Origin of the sequence: Streptomyces sp. NPDC093801 (genome assembly GCF_040701585.1) — a bacterium.
Lineage (GTDB): Bacteria > Actinomycetota > Actinomycetes > Streptomycetales > Streptomycetaceae > Streptomyces.
In genome coordinates, this window is the sequence record NZ_JBFBDP010000024.1 from 69,098 (window position 1) to 84,130 (window position 15,033).

Sequence of the window (15,033 nt, forward strand, 5' to 3'; positions counted from 1 at the left end):
TCATGTGTGCGGCTCCTTGTGGGGGTTGCTCCTCAGTCGTTGGTACAAGCAGCCGGGGATGGCCGGAAGTGTTCATGCCAAGAATTTTCGGGGCGGGGTTGGCGTCGGAATCTTCACGTCCGATGCGTTTGAAGGGGGAACCCGGCCACCCGATCCGGCGAAACACGGGTGCGGGAGCACAGTTCGTGCCGGATCATGGGCGCCATGCCAGCAGACCCGCATGACGCGCTGCCGATCCGGCTCCACGTGGACGACAGTGACTCTCCGTCGGACGTCGTCGACGCGCTCTTCCTCGGCCGGTTCGCCACCGGCGAGCAGCCGTACGCGCACAGCGTCACCATCGAGCGGGTGAAGGCGGAGGCCACGCTGCTGCCCCCGCGGGCCACCGTGCTCCGCTCGGCGCGCGACACCGACCGCAGCGCCACGCTCGCCGAGGGCGAGGGCTGGACGGTACTGGTCTCCCGCTGGAGCCGGGGCGCGGACGTGACCGTCACCGCCGTCAGCGACGAACTCGCGCAGCGGGTGCTCGGCGAGGCCACGGACGGGGCCCAGGACGAGCCCGAACCGCAGCCGGACAACGTCACGATGGGCTTCTGGTACGTCTCCCCGCGCCGGGGTCCGTACCGGACGACCCGGCAGATCTCCGCCGGCACCTGGGCGGAGGTGCGGCCCAACTACACGGCGCCGGTGGCGGCGGCGATGGACCGGCTGATGAAGGTCACCCCGGACGACGTCGCGGGACGGCTGCTGCTGCTGCACGGGCCGCCGGGGACCGGGAAGACCTCGGCGCTGCGGACGCTGGCGCGGTCGTGGCGGGACTGGTGCCAGGTGGACTGCGTCCTGGACCCGGAGCGGCTGTTCAACGACGTCGGCTACCTGATGGACATCGCGATCGGCGAGGACGAGGGCACCGCGAAGGGGCGGTGGCGGCTGCTGCTGCTGGAGGACTGCGACGAGCTGATCCGCGGGGAGGCCCGGCACACGGCGGGACAGGCGCTGTCACGGCTGCTGAACCTGACGGACGGGCTGCTGGGGCAGGGCCGGAACGTGCTGGTCGGGGTCACGACCAACGAGGACCTGGAGCGGCTGCACCCGGCGGTGGTCCGGCCGGGGCGGTGCCTGGCCCGCATCGAGGTCGGGCGGCTGACGCACCGGGAGGCGGTGGAGTGGCTCGGCACGGAGGAGGGGGTGTCCCGGGAGGGGGCGACCCTGGCGGAGCTCTTCGCCCTCCGGCGGGGGACGGGGCCGGCGGCGGTCCTGCCGGCGCAGCCGCAGTCGGAGGCGGGGCTGTACCTCTGACGCGCCGCTCGCGCGGCTCGGCGCCGGGGCGCCTCCCCGGCTTCGCGGCGCTGCGCCGGACTCCGTCCGGCGGGCGGCCGGGCGGGGCCCTGGTCTCGGTCCGGCCTTCGGGTGCGGGTCGTTGCCGCTGCGCGAAATCCAGCCCCGCCGGCGTTCGAGGCGCGGGGGTCCGGGGGCGGAGCCCCCGGGAACGGGCGCCGCGCAGCGGAGCTAACGGGCGGCGTAGCGGGCCCGGAGCGCGGCCGTCGCCGCCGCCACCGCCTCCGCCTCCGTGAGGCCCAGCCGGTGGGCCCGCTCCGCGAACGCCTGCGCGGCGAGGGCGGCCTCCCGCGAGGAGCCCTCCGCCGCCGCGACGAACGTCCCGTTGCGGCCCCGCGTCTCGATCACCCCGTCGGCCTCCAGCGCCCGGTACGCCTTCGCGACCGTGTTCGCGGCCAGGCCCAGCTCCTCCGCGAGCCCCCGTACCGTCGGCAGTTTGAAGCCCGCCGGAAGCCGGCCCGACCGGGCCTGGTCCGCGATCTGCGCGCGCAGCTGTTCGTACGGGGCCGCCGAGCCGGCCGCGCCGTCGATCCTGATCCTGAGGGGGTTGGTCGAGGTCACGCGCCGATTGTAATTCGCAGGCGCCGGGGGCGGATCCGCCCGTAACGTCGGCCGCATGACCCTCCCCGCCGTTCACGTGCGCGACGTGCGGCCCGACGACCCCGCCGACAGCGGGGCCGTCGTACGCGTGCGCCGCGCCGCCCTGCCCTTCATGGTCACCACCCCCGACGGCGTCGCCTTCGAGCTCGGCTCCGCGCACCCCGGCGCCCGCTACCGCCTCCTGATCGCCGAGACCGCCGACGGGCGGGCCGTCGGCACCGCCCAGGTCGGCCTCGCCCACGACAGCCCCGAGCCCGGCCAGTCGTACGTCAACGCCTACGTCGACCCCGCCCACCGGTCCCTCGGCGCCGGCACCGCCCTGCTGCGCGCGGCGGAGGAGCACCTCGCCGCGTGCGGGGCCGTGGACGCGTACGCCTGGGTGCTCGACGAACCCGCCCACCGGGCCTTCGCCGAGCGGCACGGCTACCGGCCCAGCCGCTCCGCGCACTTCCTGCGCCTGGACCTGGCGGCGGACACCCTCCCGCCGCTCCCCCGCGCCCTGCCCGCCGGGGTGGAGCTGCGCCCCGCCTCCGCCTTCGCCGCCGACCCCAGGCCGCTGTACGAGGCCGACGCCGAGGCCACCGCCGACGAGCCGGGCGACGTCCCGGCCGTGCTCGACGACTACCGGGCCTGGCTGGACGGCGTCTGGCACGACCCGACCCTCGACCACGAGCTGACCTCGGTCGTCCTCGTCGACGGGGCCGTGGCCGCCTTCTCGGCCGCCCGCACCGACGGCCGCACCCGCTACTCCTCGGCGATGACCGGTACCCGGCGCGCCTTCCGCGGCCGCGGCCTGGCCAAGCTCGCCAAGACGGACTCGCTCCGCCGGGCCCGTGCGGCCGGCTACACCGACGCCTTCACCGGCAACGACGCCGGGAACGGACCGATGCTCGCCATCAACGAGTGGTTCGGATACGAGATCTGCGCGACCGAAACGCGCTACACGAAGAAGCTCGGAGGAGCCTCACGATGACCACCACCTGGACCATCACCCTCACCAAGGGCGGCCGTACCAAGATCGGCTACCCGGCGGTGCAGCTGGCCGACGACGGGGACCGGATCTCGGTGCGGGCCCCCTGGGCGGCCGAGGGCGTACGGGACTTCGGGTTCGTCCGCTTCGAGCCGGGCGACGTGTTCGTCGAGCACTTCTGGCGGACGCGCTGGTACGCGGTCAAGGAGGTCCGGAGCGGCGAGGGCGTCCTCAAGGGCTGGTACTGCGACGTCACGCGCCCGGCCGTCGTCCGCGAGGGCGGGATCCTCGTCGAGGACCTGGACCTGGACCTGTGGGTGTCGGCGGACGGGAAGACCGTCCTGCGGCTGGACGAGGACGAGTTCGCCGAGAGCGGGCTGGCCGCGAGCGACCCCGAGGCGGCGGCCCGGGCGGTACGGGCGCTGGACGCGCTGGAGGAGCAGGCCCGCTCGGCGGACGGGCTGACCGCCCTGCTGGGGTAGCCGGGCGGGCTTGCCTGTGGGGGTGCTTAGGGGCTCCTTAAGCGGACCCTAAGGATCCTCTCCGGGGGCGCGAAGGCGGCCGAACGGGCTTTCCCCCGGGCTAGCTTGGCCGGGCCAGGGAGGCCGCGGGAGGCGCCGGGCCCCGACGGGGGCGGCGCCGAAGCGGCCGGTTCCGCTGGTGCACCCCTGCCCCGCGCCCGAAGGAGATCCGCCCATGCCCGCACCCCGCCGCACCGCCGCCCGTATCGCCGCCGTCGGCCTCGCCCCGCTCGCGGTGGCCGCGTACGCGGCCGTTCCGGCGGCGGCCCACGGGTCGATGACGGACCCGGTCAGCCGGGTCGCCGCGTGCTACGCGGAGGGCCCCGAGGCGCCGAAGTCGCCGGCCTGCAAGGCGGCCGTCGCGGCGGGCGGGACGCAGCCCCTCTACGACTGGAACGCGGTGAACATCGCGAACGCCGCCGGCAAGAGCAGGTCCCTGATCCCGGACGGGCAGCTGTGCTCGGCGGGCAACGCCAAGTACAAGGGGCTCGACCTGGCCCGCGCCGACTGGCCGGCCACCCCCATGGCGGCCGGGGCGCACACCTTCCGCTACAAGGGGACCGCCCCGCACAAGGGCTCCTTCGAGCTGTACGTGACGAAGGACGGCTACGACCCGTCGAAGCCGCTGAAGTGGTCCGACCTGGAGCCCGCGCCCTTCGCGAAGGTCACCGACCCGGGCATGCGGAACGGGGACTACGTGTTCGGCGGGGTGCTGCCGAAGAAGACCGGGCGCCACCTCATCTACAGCATCTGGCAGCGCTCCGACAGCCCCGAGGCCTTCTACACCTGCTCCGACGTGGTCTTCGGCAAGGACGGCGGGAGCGGCGCCGGGACCGGGACCGGGGCCACCCCGGGCGCGGGCGCGCCGAGCGCGTCCGCGCAGCCCTCGCGGCCCGCGGCCGCCGAGCCGCCCAAGGCACCGACGGACCAGCAGATCTCCGACGGCGCGGGGAAGTCCACCGTGGAGCACGGGGGCCACGGCGACGACGACCCGAAGACGAACGGCCGGAGCGCCGCCTCCCCGATCGCCGCCGCACCGGTCTCCGCCCCGGTCCCCTCCCCCGCCGGCGGCAAGGAGGGCGGGAACCTCGCGGAGACCGGCGGGAACGGCGTCACCCCGGCGCTCGCGATCGCCGGCGCCGGGGTGGTGGCCGTCGGTGCGGCCGTGCTGTTCGCCGTGGCCCGCCGCCGGGCTGCCGGGGCGGGCCGGAGCGTGCGGTAGGGGTCAGTCGAAGACCGAGGCGCACGTGGTCCGTTCCGCGTGCGCCGGGTCGAGGGCGTTGACCGCCTCGTGCCAGGCGATGCGGTCGGTCAGGCCGATGGCCACGTGCTCCGAGAGGTCCAGGGGGCACAGGTCCTGGAGGACGACGTTGCGGACGTTCGCCCCGTCGAGGAAGGCGCTGCGGTACGGGGTGACCACCTCGTCGTACTTGGTCGCGATGACGGTGTAGGAGACGCCGGGGACGGTGTCGCCGCCCGCGTTCAGCTTCTGCTGGAAGGCGGAACCGACGATCTGGTCGGCCAGCCCCGGGGTCGCCGTGCTGATCAGGTCGGCGGCTCCGGGGAAGTACGGGAGCAGCTGGGTGAGTCCGGACAGGGTGGTGCCGTGGTTGTCGGGGGCGAGGCCGACGAGGGCGTTGACCCTGGCGGCGCCGCCCAGGAACTTCAGGTAGTAGCGCGGCATCATGCCGCCCTGGGAGTGGCCGACGAGGTCGGCCTTGGGGGCTCCGGTGGAGGCCAGCACCCTGTCGACGAACGCGTCGAGCTGGCCGGCCGACGTGGCGATGGGGCCGAGCCCGTTGAAGAGGGGCACGCCGGGCAGCTGGCCGTAGTCGAGGGAGTAGACGCAGTAGCCGCGGTGGACCAGGTACGGGGCGAACCCGAGCCAGTTGTCGACGGAGTTGCCGAAGGTGCCGTGGACGAGGACGACGGGGCGCGGGTGTGCGGCGGACGGCTTGCAGGACCAGTTGTTCCAGCCGCTGCTGGGGGCGGACGCCGCCTGCGCTGCGCCGGTGGGGGCGACGAGCGCGGCGGCGGCCAGGGTGAGGACGGCCAGCGGGCGGAGCAGGCGTCTCCAGGGCAGCATCGTGTGATCTCCTCGCGGTCAAGGGGAATGGCGTGGGGGTTCCGTCCCGTGATCCGGATCACAAGGGGGCTGCTGCCGCTAAATTACGGGCGAGTAGCAAGACTGGGAAGTTACGCGGCGGTAAAAACTCGCGTGTCCAGCGTGCCTCCGGTACCGCTCGGGAAGGATGGACGCGTCCGGACCCCCACCGCCGAGGTGATCACCGCCATGCACGAGGCCCCTGGAGCCGGTACCGCCCTGGCCACCCCGCCCGAGCTGGCGGCCGACCCGCTGGTTGCCGCCGTGACGGAGACGGCCGTGCGGGAGCTGCGGCCGCAGGCGGAGCGGACCGCGGCCGAGGGGGTGCCCCGCACGCACCTGGACGCGCTCGGCTCCTGCGGCGCGTACGGGCTGATCGGATACGAACCGGCGCCCTCTTCCGGCCTCACGCCCCGTCAGGTGGCCCGGGAGGTCCACGAGGTGCTGGCGGCGGTGGACCCGTCGACCTGGTTCGTGTGGACCCAGCACGTCCCACTGGCCAAGGCCCTCGTCCAGGCCGCCGACCCGGTGGCCGCCGCCCTGCGCGAGAGCTGGCTGCCCGCCCTCGTACGGGGGGAGCGGCGCCCGACGGCGGGCTTCGCCTTCCTGCGCCGCCCGCGCCCGCCCGTCACGGCGGAGCGGGTCCCCGGCGGGTGGCGGCTGGCCGGCCGGATGCCGTGGGTGACGGGCTGGGGGGTGGCCGACTCCCTGTACGCCGGTGCCGTCACCGGCTCCGACGAGGTGGTCCTCGCCCTGGTCGACTGCGCACCCGGCGGCCGGGACGCGGAGGGGCTGAGCGCCGTCGACGGGGCCCCGCTGTGGGCGATGGGCGGGACGCACACGGCCTCCGTCGAGCTGCGCGGGGTCTTCGTACCCGACGCCCGGGTCCTCGGCGTGCTGCCCCGGGCGGACTGGATCCGGGCCTACGACCTGGAGAACGCCGACGCCCAGCCGGCCGTCTTCGGCCAGCTGCGCGCCACGGCCGACTTCCTGCTCCGCTCGGACCCGTACGGGGAACTCGGCCTGCGCCTGGCGGAGAAGGCCGCCCGGCTGCGCACCGACGCCTACGCCCTGCGCGACGGACTCCCGGCCGGCGAGGGCGTCGGGGACCGGCTCTCCCTGCGGGCCGCGGCCCTGGACCTGGCCGTACGGGCGGCGGCCGCCTGCGTGGCCGTCGCCGGCGGCCGTGCGATCCAGTACGGGCACACCGCGGGCCGGCTCTCCCGCGAGGCCCAGTTCCACCTGATCCAGGCCCAGACCACCCCGCTGCGCACGGAGACGGCCCGGCTGATGCTGGGCGACCTCTGACCCCTGACCTCTGGCCTCCGGTCCCCGCCCTGGCCGCAGTCCCCGCGGCGGGCCGCTGAAGTCCTGCCCGTGGGCATGTGCCGGTCAGCTGCGGGAGCTCCGCCCCCGGACCCCCGCGCCTCAGACGCCGGCGAGGCCGGCCGGTACCGCAGCCGGGCGGACCGTGCCCGGGCCGAAGCGGGCGTTGGCGCGGTCGATGGCGGCTTCCACCGTCAGGCGGGCCTCGCGGACCGGGTCCAGGGAGAGCTGCCGGGTCACGCCCTCCGCGGCCGCGAGGTCCTCGGCGCGCAGCACCATGCCGGTCAGCCGGGCCCGTTGCAGGCCCGCCGCGTCCATGAGGCGGTACGCGAGGGTCCGGAGGTCCTCGTCGTGGGCGGAGGGTTCGGCGAGCCGCCGGGAGCGCTCCCACCGGGTGCCTCCGGCGAACTGGAGGGTCAGGCACAGGGACCGGGCGGCCTGGCGGCGTCCGCGCAGCTGTGCGCCGAGCCGGACCACCAGGCCGAGCAGGGCGGCCCGGGCGTGCGGTCCGTCCAGCTCCTGGCGGGTGAAGCCGGTCCGGGCGGCGGCGGAGGAGGGCAGGTCGCGGGGGGTGACGGGGCGGGGGTCGACCCCTCGGGCGCGTTCCGCGACGAGGCGGCCGGTCCGCTTGCCGAGGATCCGCTCCAGGACCCCGGGCGGGACCCGGGTGAGCGCTCCGACGGTGTGCAGCCCGTATCCGCGCAGTGCCTCGGCCTGGCGGGGGCCGAGCCCGTGCAGGGCCTCCACGGGCAGGGGGGCGAGGAAGGCGGCCGTCCGCCCGGCGGGCACGGCGAGGACCCCGCCGGGCCCCTGGATGCGGGCGGAGGCCATGGCCGCCACCGCCCAGGTGTCGGCGACCCCGATCCGTACGTCCGTGCCCAGCCGGGCCACGGCGCGCAGCCGGACCACTTCGGCGATGCGGGCGGCGTCGGCGCCGAAGTAGCGCCGGGCGCCGCGCACCTGGACCAGTGCGGCCCGCGGCGGCAGGGCCTGGACCAGCGGGGAGAACTCGCGCAGCAGCTCCAGCACCTCGCGGTAGCCCTCGCCGGGCAGGGCGGGGGCGCAGCGGACGTGCAGGACGCCGCCGGCGCCGGGGTCCGTGCCGGGGTCCGTGCCGGGGTCCGTGCCGGGGTCCGTGCCGGGGGCGGCCGCCGGGACCGGCCGGGGCGTACGCCGTGCACCGGAGGCCGTGGCGGAGGCGGCGCCCCGGCCGGAAGCGGCACCGGGCAAGGGCGTGGGGGCCGGGGTCGGCCCGGTCGTGCGGCGTCTGCCGGGGGCCGTCGTCATCCCGCGCTCCCCGGACTGGAGTGCCAGAGCTTGCGGCCGGTGGCGGCGCGTTCGCCGGGCGGCTGGAGGTCGGCCCACGGGTTCATCGCGTAGCCGGTGGGCAGGTGGATGCGGCGGCCGGTGTCCCCGGGGCCCTCGGGCAGGGGCCGTGCCAGGCGCGCCGTGACCGCCTCCAGGCCCTCGTCCTCGCGCAGCCGGGCCAGTTCGGCCAGGTCCCAGGCGGCCGCCCCGACGACGCTCAGGCTCTGCGGGCCGCGCCGTTGCACGACGCCCCGCACCAGCAGCAGGAAGGAGTGGAAGACGGTGTGCGCGCAGGCTTCCTGGCTGTCGTCGAAGAAGGCCAGGTCGACCAGTCCGGTGCCGTCGTCCAGGGTGGTGAAGACGACCCGTTTCCCGGAGCGGATCGGCGGGGTCTGGGTGGCCGCCTTGGCGCCCGCGACGAGCACGGTCCGCCCGTGCGCGGTCTCCCGCAGGCGGCGCGCCGGGACCACGCCCAGCTCGGCGAGGAAGGCGTGGTGGTCGGCCATCAGGTGGCGGGAGGCGTCCATGCCGAGGACGCCGAGTTCGGCGCTGAGCCGTTCGGCCTCGGTCAGGTCGGGCAGGCCGACGGGGGCGGTGGACCGGCCTCCGTCGAGGGGCAGTTGGGATCCTCCCCGCACCCCGGCGGCACGCTGGGCGCCGTGCAGTTCCGTCAGGTGCAGCAGCAGGTCGCGGCGGTTCGCGCCGAAGGCGTCCAGCGCGCCGACCTGTGCGAGCCGTTCGGCCACGGGGCGCCCCGGGTGGGCCCGGCTCCAGAAGTCGCGCAGGGAGGTGTACGGCTGTCCGGCCTCGATGCGCAGTGCCTCGGCCTCGCTGATGCCGTGGACGTCGGCCAGGGCGAGCCGCAGCCCCCACCGGTCAGGCCCCCGCCGGCCCGAGGTGTCGGACACCGGTTCGATGCGATGGGTGACCGCCGAGCGGTTCACGTCCAGCGGCAGCACCGGCACGCCCCGCCGGCGCGCGTCCGCCAGCAGCAGCCGCTTGGGGTACATGCCCGGGTCGTGGGTGAGCAGCCCGGCGTAGAAGGCCGCCGGGTGGTGGGCCTTGAGCCAGGCCGACTGGTACGTGGGCACGGCGAAGGCCACCGCGTGCGCCTTGCAGAAGCCGTAGCTGCCGAAGGCCCCGACGATCTCCCAGGTCCGGGCGACCACCTCCGCCGGGTAGCCGCGTCCGGCGGCCATGGCCGCGAACCAGGCCTTGATCCGGCCCTGGGACTGCGGGTCGGAGAGCCCGCGCCGCACCCGGTCGGCCTCGTCGCGGCCGCAGCCGGTCATGACGTGCACGATCTCGATGACCTGTTCGTGGAAGACCACCACCCCGTAGGTCTCGCGCAGCGCGTCGGCCAGGTCGGGGTGCGGGAAGCGGACCGGGGCGCGCCCGTGCCGGGCCTCGATGAAGGGCCGCACCATGTCGGCGGCGACCGGGCCGGGCCGGAAGAGGGAGATGTCGACGACCAGGTCGTGGAAGGCGGCCGGCTGGAGCCGTCCGACCAGGTCGCGCTGGCCGGGGGACTCGATCTGGAAGCAGCCCAGCGTCTCGGCCGAGCGGATCAGCTCGTACGTCGCCGGGTCGCCCGGCGGGACCTGGGCGGGGTCGTCGAGGTCGAGCTCCTGCCCCGTGGCGCGGCGCAGCTCGGCGACGGCGTGCGCCATCGCGGACTGCATCCGTACGCCCAGTACGTCGAGTTTGAGCAGCCCGAGGTCCTCCACGTCCTCCTTGTCGAACTGGGACATGGGGAAGCCCTCGCCGCTGGTGGGGACCACGGGGGTGCGCTCCAGCAGGGTGGCGTCGGAGAGCAGCACCCCGCACGGGTGCATGGCGGTCCCGCGCGGCAGCGCGTCCAGGGCTTCGACGAGGTCCCACAGCCGGGCGTACTCCTCTCCCCGCACGTCGTCGCGCACGCCGCGCAGTTCGGGCAGTTCGGCCAGGGCGGCGCGGGCGTCGCGGGCCCGGATGTGCGGGAAGGCCTTGGCGAGCCGGTCGACGGCGGCCGGGTCCATGGCCAGGGCGGCGCCGGCGTCGCGGATGGCGTGGCGGACCCGGTAGGTCTCGGGCATGGCGACGGTGGCGACGCGCTCGGCGCCGAAGCGGGCGATGATCCGGCGGTAGACCTCCAGGCGGCGGGCGGACTCCACGTCGATGTCGATGTCGGGCAGGACGCGGCGGCGCCTGGACAGGAAGCGTTCCATGAGCAGGCCGTGGGCGACGGGGTCGGCGTGCGCGATGCCGAGGAGGTGGTTGACGAGGGAGCCGGCGCCGGAGCCGCGGGCGGCCACCCGGACGCCCATCTCCCGTACGTCGTCGACGACCTGGGCGACCGTCAGGAAGTACGAGGCGTAGCCGTGGTAGGCGATGACGTCGAGTTCCTCGTGCATCCGCTCCCAGTACGCGCGGTCGCCGGCGTGGCCGCGCAGCACCATGCCCGCGCTGGCGCGGGAGGTGAGAACCCGCTGGGCGGTGCGGTGGGCGGCGCCGACGAGGCGGGCCTCGGGGAAGTGCACGGAGCCGAGGCCGAGGTCGTCCTCGGGGTCCACGGCGCAGGCCTCGGCGGTCTCGCGGGTGCGCGCGAGGAGTCGGCGGGCGTCGGCGGGACGCAGGCCGGCCGCCCGGGCGATCCGGTCGGCGGCCCCGGCCATGGCGGCGGGGTCCTTGAGCCACCGCTCGCCGCCGTCGAGGGGACCCCGGGGGTCGACGGGGACGAGGCGGCGCGCGGCGTCGAGGACGTCGGCGACGGGACCCTGACCGGGGTCGGCGTAGCGGACGGCGTTGGTCAGCACGGCGGGGACGCCCTGTTCGGCGGCGAAGCCGACGGTGCGGGCGGCCAGGCGCAGCGAGCCGGGGCCGGTCCCGGGGCGGCCGTGGTCGACGGCCTCCAGGCGCAGGGCGTCCCCGTAGACCTCCCGCCAGGGGGCGAGCAGCCGCGCGGCCCGGTCGGGCCGTCCGGCGGCCAGCGCCCGCCCCACCTCGGACCCGGGCCCGAGCAGGACGAACACCCCGCCGCCGCCGAGCGCCTCCCAGGGTGCCAGGGGCAGCCCGCCGCCTCCGGCGGGGGGCTGGAAGCCGCCCGCGGCGGCCGGACCGCCGCCCCACCCGTCCACGCCGGACGCGGCGGAGCGGGCACCGCCCGGCCAGGGGCCGCCGTCCCCGGTGCCCGGCCCCCGCTCCGCCGGCGCGGGAGCGTGCGCGGCGGTGACCAGGCGGCAGAGCTCCGCCCAGCCGGCGGCCCCGTCGCGGGCCAGGAAGAGCGCGCGGGGGGCGGACTCGTCGACGAAGGCCCCGCCCTTGACGGGTACGCGTCGGCGATACGAGGCCTCGGCCCCGCCCGTCCGGGGGCCGCCCGGCCCGCCGGGCGACGACTCCGCGGGGGAAACCGCCAGGTCCACGCCGAACAGCGGCCGGATCCCGGCCGCCGCGGCCGCCTTCGCGAAGCGGACCGCGCCCGCGAGGGTGTCGCGGTCGGTCAGGGCGAGGGCGTCCATGCCCCGCTCGGCGGCGCGTTCCGCCAGCCGCTGCGGGTGCGAGGCGCCGTAGCGCACGGAGAACCCCGAAACGGTGTGCAGATGCGTGAACCCGGGCACCCGCGGCCCTCCTGCTTCCCTCGACCTTCTTGCCTCCCCCCTTCGTCCACCATAGAGCAATTCGAATATCCGTGCGAAACACTTGTTCGATCATCCATTCGGTCCGCCCCTGCTGCGTCCGGCCCCCGGCGCGCCGAGCGTGGGGGCATGACCCAGCCCACCCGGCCCACCGGGCCCACCGACACCGCTCCGGGGCCGTCCGGCGGATTCCTCGCCGAGGTCAAGGACGCCGTGACCGTCCGGGCCGCCGTGCTGGTCCTGGGAGTGCTGGCCCTCCAGCTGGCCTTCATCACCTCGTACATCGGGGCCTTCCACCACCCGAAGCCCAGCGAGATCCCCTTCGCGGTGGCCGCCCCCGCGGAGCCGGTCGCCGCACAGGTCGCGCAGCGGCTCGGCGCCCTGCCCGGAAAGCCGCTCGACCCGCGGCCGGTCGCGGACGGGGCGACGGCGCTCGCGCAGGTCGGGAACCGGGACGTGGACGGCGCGCTGATCGTCGACCCGGCGCGCCCGAACGACCGGCTGCTGGTCGCGAGCGGCGCCGGGGCCTCCCTCTCCCAGGCCCTGGAGCAGATCGTGGGCCTGGCCGAGAAGTCCCGGGGCCGCGGGGTCGTCGTCGTCGACGTGGCCCCCGCCGGCCGGGGCGACAGCCGCGGCCTGAGCTCCTTCTACCTGGTCGTCGGCTGGTGCGTGGGCGGCTACCTGTGCGCCGCGATCCTCGCCATCAGCGCCGGCGCCCGGCCCGCGAACTCCGCCCGCGCCGTGATCCGGCTCGGCGCGCTGCTCCTGTACGCGATCGCCGCCGGACTGCTCGGCGCGGTCGTCGCGGGCCCGGTGCTGGGCGCGCTGCCGGGCCCGGTCACGGCCCTGTGGGGGCTCGGCACCCTGGTGGTCTTCGCGGTCGGCGCGCTCACGCTGGCCCTCCAGGGGCTGGCGGGCGTGGTCGGCATCGGCCTGGCCATCCTGCTGGTCGTGGTGCTCGGCAACCCGAGCGCCGGCGGCGCCTACCCGTACCCGCTGCTGCCGCCGTTCTGGCGGGCGATCGGCCCGGCCCTGCCGCCGGGCGCGGGTACGTACGCCGCCCGCTCCCTCACGTACTTCCGGGGCAACGGCGCGGCCGGCCCGATGCTCGTCCTGGCCGCCTGGGCGGTGGCCGGCGCCGCGGTCACGCTCGTCTGCGGGGCCGCCCGCCACGGCAGGCCGGGGGCGGCGGTGGGCAGCGGCCTGCCCGACGAGCCCGACGGGACGCCCGGCGCCGCGCCCGCCCCTTCCGGCTCCTGAAGGCCCCCTTCGCGCCCTATCGCATCGCCCGCCCCGGGAGCACAATCACCCTGACTGCTCGCGCCTGACGTGAGGGAGGGAGCGCGTGCGCGAAGAGGTGCGCACCGCTGACGGACGCGTCCTGATGGCGGAACACCGGGGCGACCCGGAGGGCAAGCCGGTCTTCCTGCTCCACGGCATGCCCGGCAGCAGGCTCGGCCCGGCCCCGCGGGGCATGGTCCTCTACCAGCGGCGGGTACGGCTCATCGCCTACGACCGGCCCGGCTACGGCGGCTCCGACCGGCATCCGGGGCGCACCGTGGCCGACGTGGCCCAGGACGTGGCGACGGTCGCGGACGCCCTCGGCGTGGACACCTTCGCCGTGGCCGGCCGCTCCGGCGGCGGCCCCGGGGCCCTGGCCTGCGCCGCGCTGCTGCCGGAACGGGTGACGCGGACGGCGGCCCTGGTGCCTCTCGCACCCCGGGACGCGGAGGACCTGGACTGGTTCGCGGGGATGGCCGCCTCGAACGTGCGGGAGTACACCACCGCCGCCGACGACCCCGAGGAGCTCACGGCCCGGCTGATCCCGCGCGCCAGCGGCATCGCCCGGGACCCCGGGCGGCTGCTGGACGAGCTGCGCCGGGAGCTGACCGCCAGCGACCGGATGATCGTCTCGGACGCGGGCCTGCGGTCGATGCTCCTGCGCAACTACCGCGAAGGGGTCCGCACTTCGGCTTTCGGATGGATCGACGACATGCTCGCCGCCAGCAGCCCCTGGGGGTTCGACCCCGCCGACATCCGCTGCCCCGTGCTGATCTGGCACGGGGAGCTCGACGTGTTCTCCCCCGTGGGCCACGCGCGCTGGCTGGGCCGGCGCATCCCGGGCGCCACCACCACCATCGACCCGGACGCCGCGCACTTCGCGGCCCTGCGCGCGCTGCCCGACGTCCTCACCTGGCTGCTGCGCGAGCTCCCCGACCCTCCCCTGGGCGAGCAGCAGCCCGCCTAGGCCGCCCCTCCCGCCGCACCGGCGAGCAGGGCGAGGACCCCGGCGAGGCGTTCGCGGACGGCGGGGTCGGCGATCGTCCCGTCGGCTCCCACCGTCCCCCGGTCCACCGGGATCCGTACGCAGGCGGCGTCGACGACGGCGGCGCCCGTGTAGCCGAGCACCGTCCGCAGCATGGCCTCGGCGCCCCCGCCGCGGCCCGGGGCGGCCGCGTTCACCCAGGCCACGGGCTTGTCGGAGATCTCGGTGCCGCCCACCGTCCAGTCCAGCAGGTTCTTGAACGAGCCCGGCAGGGTGCCCGCGTACTCCGGCGCGCAGACCAGCAGCGCCGCCGCCCCGGCGATCGCCTCCCGCAGCGCGGCCACCGGGGCCGGCAGCGGGTCGGTGTCCTCGTCGGGGTTGAAGTGCGGGAGCCCCGCGAGGCCTTCGTAGCGGACGGCGGCCACCGGCGCGGGGGACCCAGCGGCCGCGGACGCGGCGGCGACGGCCTCGGCGGTGCGCAGCACGGCCTCGTTGACGGAGCCGGCGCGCAGGCTTCCGGAGAGGAGCAGGATCACGGGGAGTGCGTCTGACGTGGGCATCCGTCCACGCTACCGACGGACCCTGGACACCCGCCGGCCGCCCCCGGGGAACGGGGTCCTTCCGGGCGGCGAACGGCCGCGTTCGGCACCTCGAGTATTCCCCCACTCTTTCTATAGAACGCTTGACCAGGCGTCATGTCTCGGTTGCCAATGGGGTGCAGGCGAGTAAAGTCCCAGCCAGATGCCGGCGGCGCGCCGGCGTCATTCTTCCCCGTTTCATCTGGCCTCCCCGAGGACGGTGCCATGAACACTTCCGCAACCCCGCCGACCAGTGCGGTCAAGGACCGCCGGGTCCCCCTCGACAAGATCGACATTCACAGCGCGCCGGTCGCCGCGGCCCTCGGCCGGGTACTGCCGTCGGAATCCGGCCGTCACGCGCAGGCACCGATCTTCAACTCTGCGCTCTGACAATGGAGCAAGCGCTCT

Annotated in this window: 13 protein-coding genes; 8 read left to right on the forward strand and 5 right to left on the reverse strand. The window is 76.0% G+C overall.

What is annotated here, in order from left to right; genetic code table 11:
• Nucleotides 1-195 precede the first annotated feature (195 nt).
• The gene (locus AB0469_RS26825; protein WP_366454006.1) at nucleotides 196-1,299 is read left to right on the forward strand and encodes a DUF5925 domain-containing protein; all 1,104 of its coding nucleotides are present in this window, start codon (nucleotides 196-198) and stop codon (nucleotides 1,297-1,299) included.
• Between the two features lie 210 nt (nucleotides 1,300-1,509).
• Here the strand turns inward: AB0469_RS26825 and AB0469_RS26830 are convergent, their stop codons facing one another.
• Nucleotides 1,510-1,899 carry a GntR family transcriptional regulator gene (locus AB0469_RS26830; protein WP_366454007.1) on the reverse strand — a complete coding sequence of 130 codons (390 nt, stop codon included), beginning with the start codon at nucleotides 1,897-1,899 and terminating at the stop codon, nucleotides 1,510-1,512.
• A gap of 55 nt (nucleotides 1,900-1,954) precedes the next feature.
• Here AB0469_RS26830 and AB0469_RS26835 point away from each other — a divergent pair, with 55 nt between their 5' ends.
• The 3 genes from AB0469_RS26835 (at nucleotide 1,955) to AB0469_RS26845 (ending at nucleotide 4,651) form a co-directional block, all read left to right on the forward strand.
• Nucleotides 1,955-2,911, forward strand: coding sequence for a GNAT family N-acetyltransferase (locus AB0469_RS26835; RefSeq protein ID WP_366454008.1), 957 nt, complete (start codon nucleotides 1,955-1,957; stop codon nucleotides 2,909-2,911).
• The gene (locus tag AB0469_RS26840; protein WP_366454010.1) at nucleotides 2,908-3,390 is read left to right on the forward strand and encodes a DUF402 domain-containing protein; all 483 of its coding nucleotides are present in this window, start codon (nucleotides 2,908-2,910) and stop codon (nucleotides 3,388-3,390) included. The genes AB0469_RS26835 and AB0469_RS26840 overlap by 4 nt, the downstream gene beginning before the upstream one ends.
• A gap of 214 nt (nucleotides 3,391-3,604) precedes the next feature.
• Nucleotides 3,605-4,651, forward strand: coding sequence for a lytic polysaccharide monooxygenase (locus AB0469_RS26845; protein WP_366454011.1), 1,047 nt, complete (start codon nucleotides 3,605-3,607; stop codon nucleotides 4,649-4,651).
• A gap of 3 nt (nucleotides 4,652-4,654) precedes the next feature.
• Here AB0469_RS26845 and AB0469_RS26850 read toward each other — a convergent pair whose 3' ends face one another.
• A complete protein-coding gene (locus AB0469_RS26850) occupies nucleotides 4,655-5,515 on the reverse strand; it encodes an alpha/beta fold hydrolase (protein ID WP_366454012.1) in 861 nt (286 codons plus the stop codon).
• Nucleotides 5,516-5,722: 207 nt separating this feature from the next.
• On the opposite strand from AB0469_RS26850, the gene AB0469_RS26855 reads away from it, so the two are divergent.
• Nucleotides 5,723-6,841, forward strand: a complete 1,119-nt coding sequence (locus tag AB0469_RS26855; protein WP_366454013.1) for an acyl-CoA dehydrogenase family protein — start codon at nucleotides 5,723-5,725, stop codon at nucleotides 6,839-6,841.
• 120 nt (nucleotides 6,842-6,961) lie between these two features.
• Here AB0469_RS26855 and AB0469_RS26860 read toward each other — a convergent pair whose 3' ends face one another.
• Complete coding sequence (locus AB0469_RS26860; RefSeq protein WP_366454014.1) at nucleotides 6,962-8,146, reverse strand: hypothetical protein; 1,185 nt, start codon at nucleotides 8,144-8,146, stop codon at nucleotides 6,962-6,964.
• The gene (dnaE, locus tag AB0469_RS26865; RefSeq protein ID WP_366454015.1) at nucleotides 8,143-11,763 is read right to left on the reverse strand and encodes a DNA polymerase III subunit alpha; all 3,621 of its coding nucleotides are present in this window, start codon (nucleotides 11,761-11,763) and stop codon (nucleotides 8,143-8,145) included. The genes AB0469_RS26860 and dnaE overlap by 4 nt, the downstream gene beginning before the upstream one ends.
• Nucleotides 11,764-11,910: 147 nt before the next feature.
• Here dnaE and AB0469_RS26870 point away from each other — a divergent pair, with 147 nt between their 5' ends.
• Nucleotides 11,911-13,041 (forward strand): DUF3533 domain-containing protein, encoded by a 1,131-nt coding sequence (locus tag AB0469_RS26870; RefSeq protein ID WP_366454016.1) that lies wholly within the window; start codon nucleotides 11,911-11,913, stop codon nucleotides 13,039-13,041.
• A 124-nt stretch (nucleotides 13,042-13,165) separates the two neighbouring features.
• The gene (locus AB0469_RS26875; protein ID WP_366454070.1) at nucleotides 13,166-14,029 is read left to right on the forward strand and encodes an alpha/beta hydrolase; all 864 of its coding nucleotides are present in this window, start codon (nucleotides 13,166-13,168) and stop codon (nucleotides 14,027-14,029) included.
• Here the strand turns inward: AB0469_RS26875 and AB0469_RS26880 are convergent.
• Entirely contained in the window at nucleotides 14,026-14,607 is a 582-nt protein-coding gene (locus AB0469_RS26880; RefSeq protein ID WP_366454017.1) for an NADPH-dependent FMN reductase, read from the reverse strand. The two genes, AB0469_RS26875 and AB0469_RS26880, sit on opposite strands and share 4 nt — an antisense overlap.
• A gap of 243 nt (nucleotides 14,608-14,850) precedes the next feature.
• Here AB0469_RS26880 and AB0469_RS26885 point away from each other — a divergent pair, with 243 nt between their 5' ends.
• Nucleotides 14,851-15,015 carry an FXSXX-COOH protein gene (locus AB0469_RS26885; RefSeq protein WP_366454018.1) on the forward strand — a complete coding sequence of 55 codons (165 nt, stop codon included), beginning with the start codon at nucleotides 14,851-14,853 and terminating at the stop codon, nucleotides 15,013-15,015.
• Nucleotides 15,016-15,033: the final 18 nt, after the last annotated feature.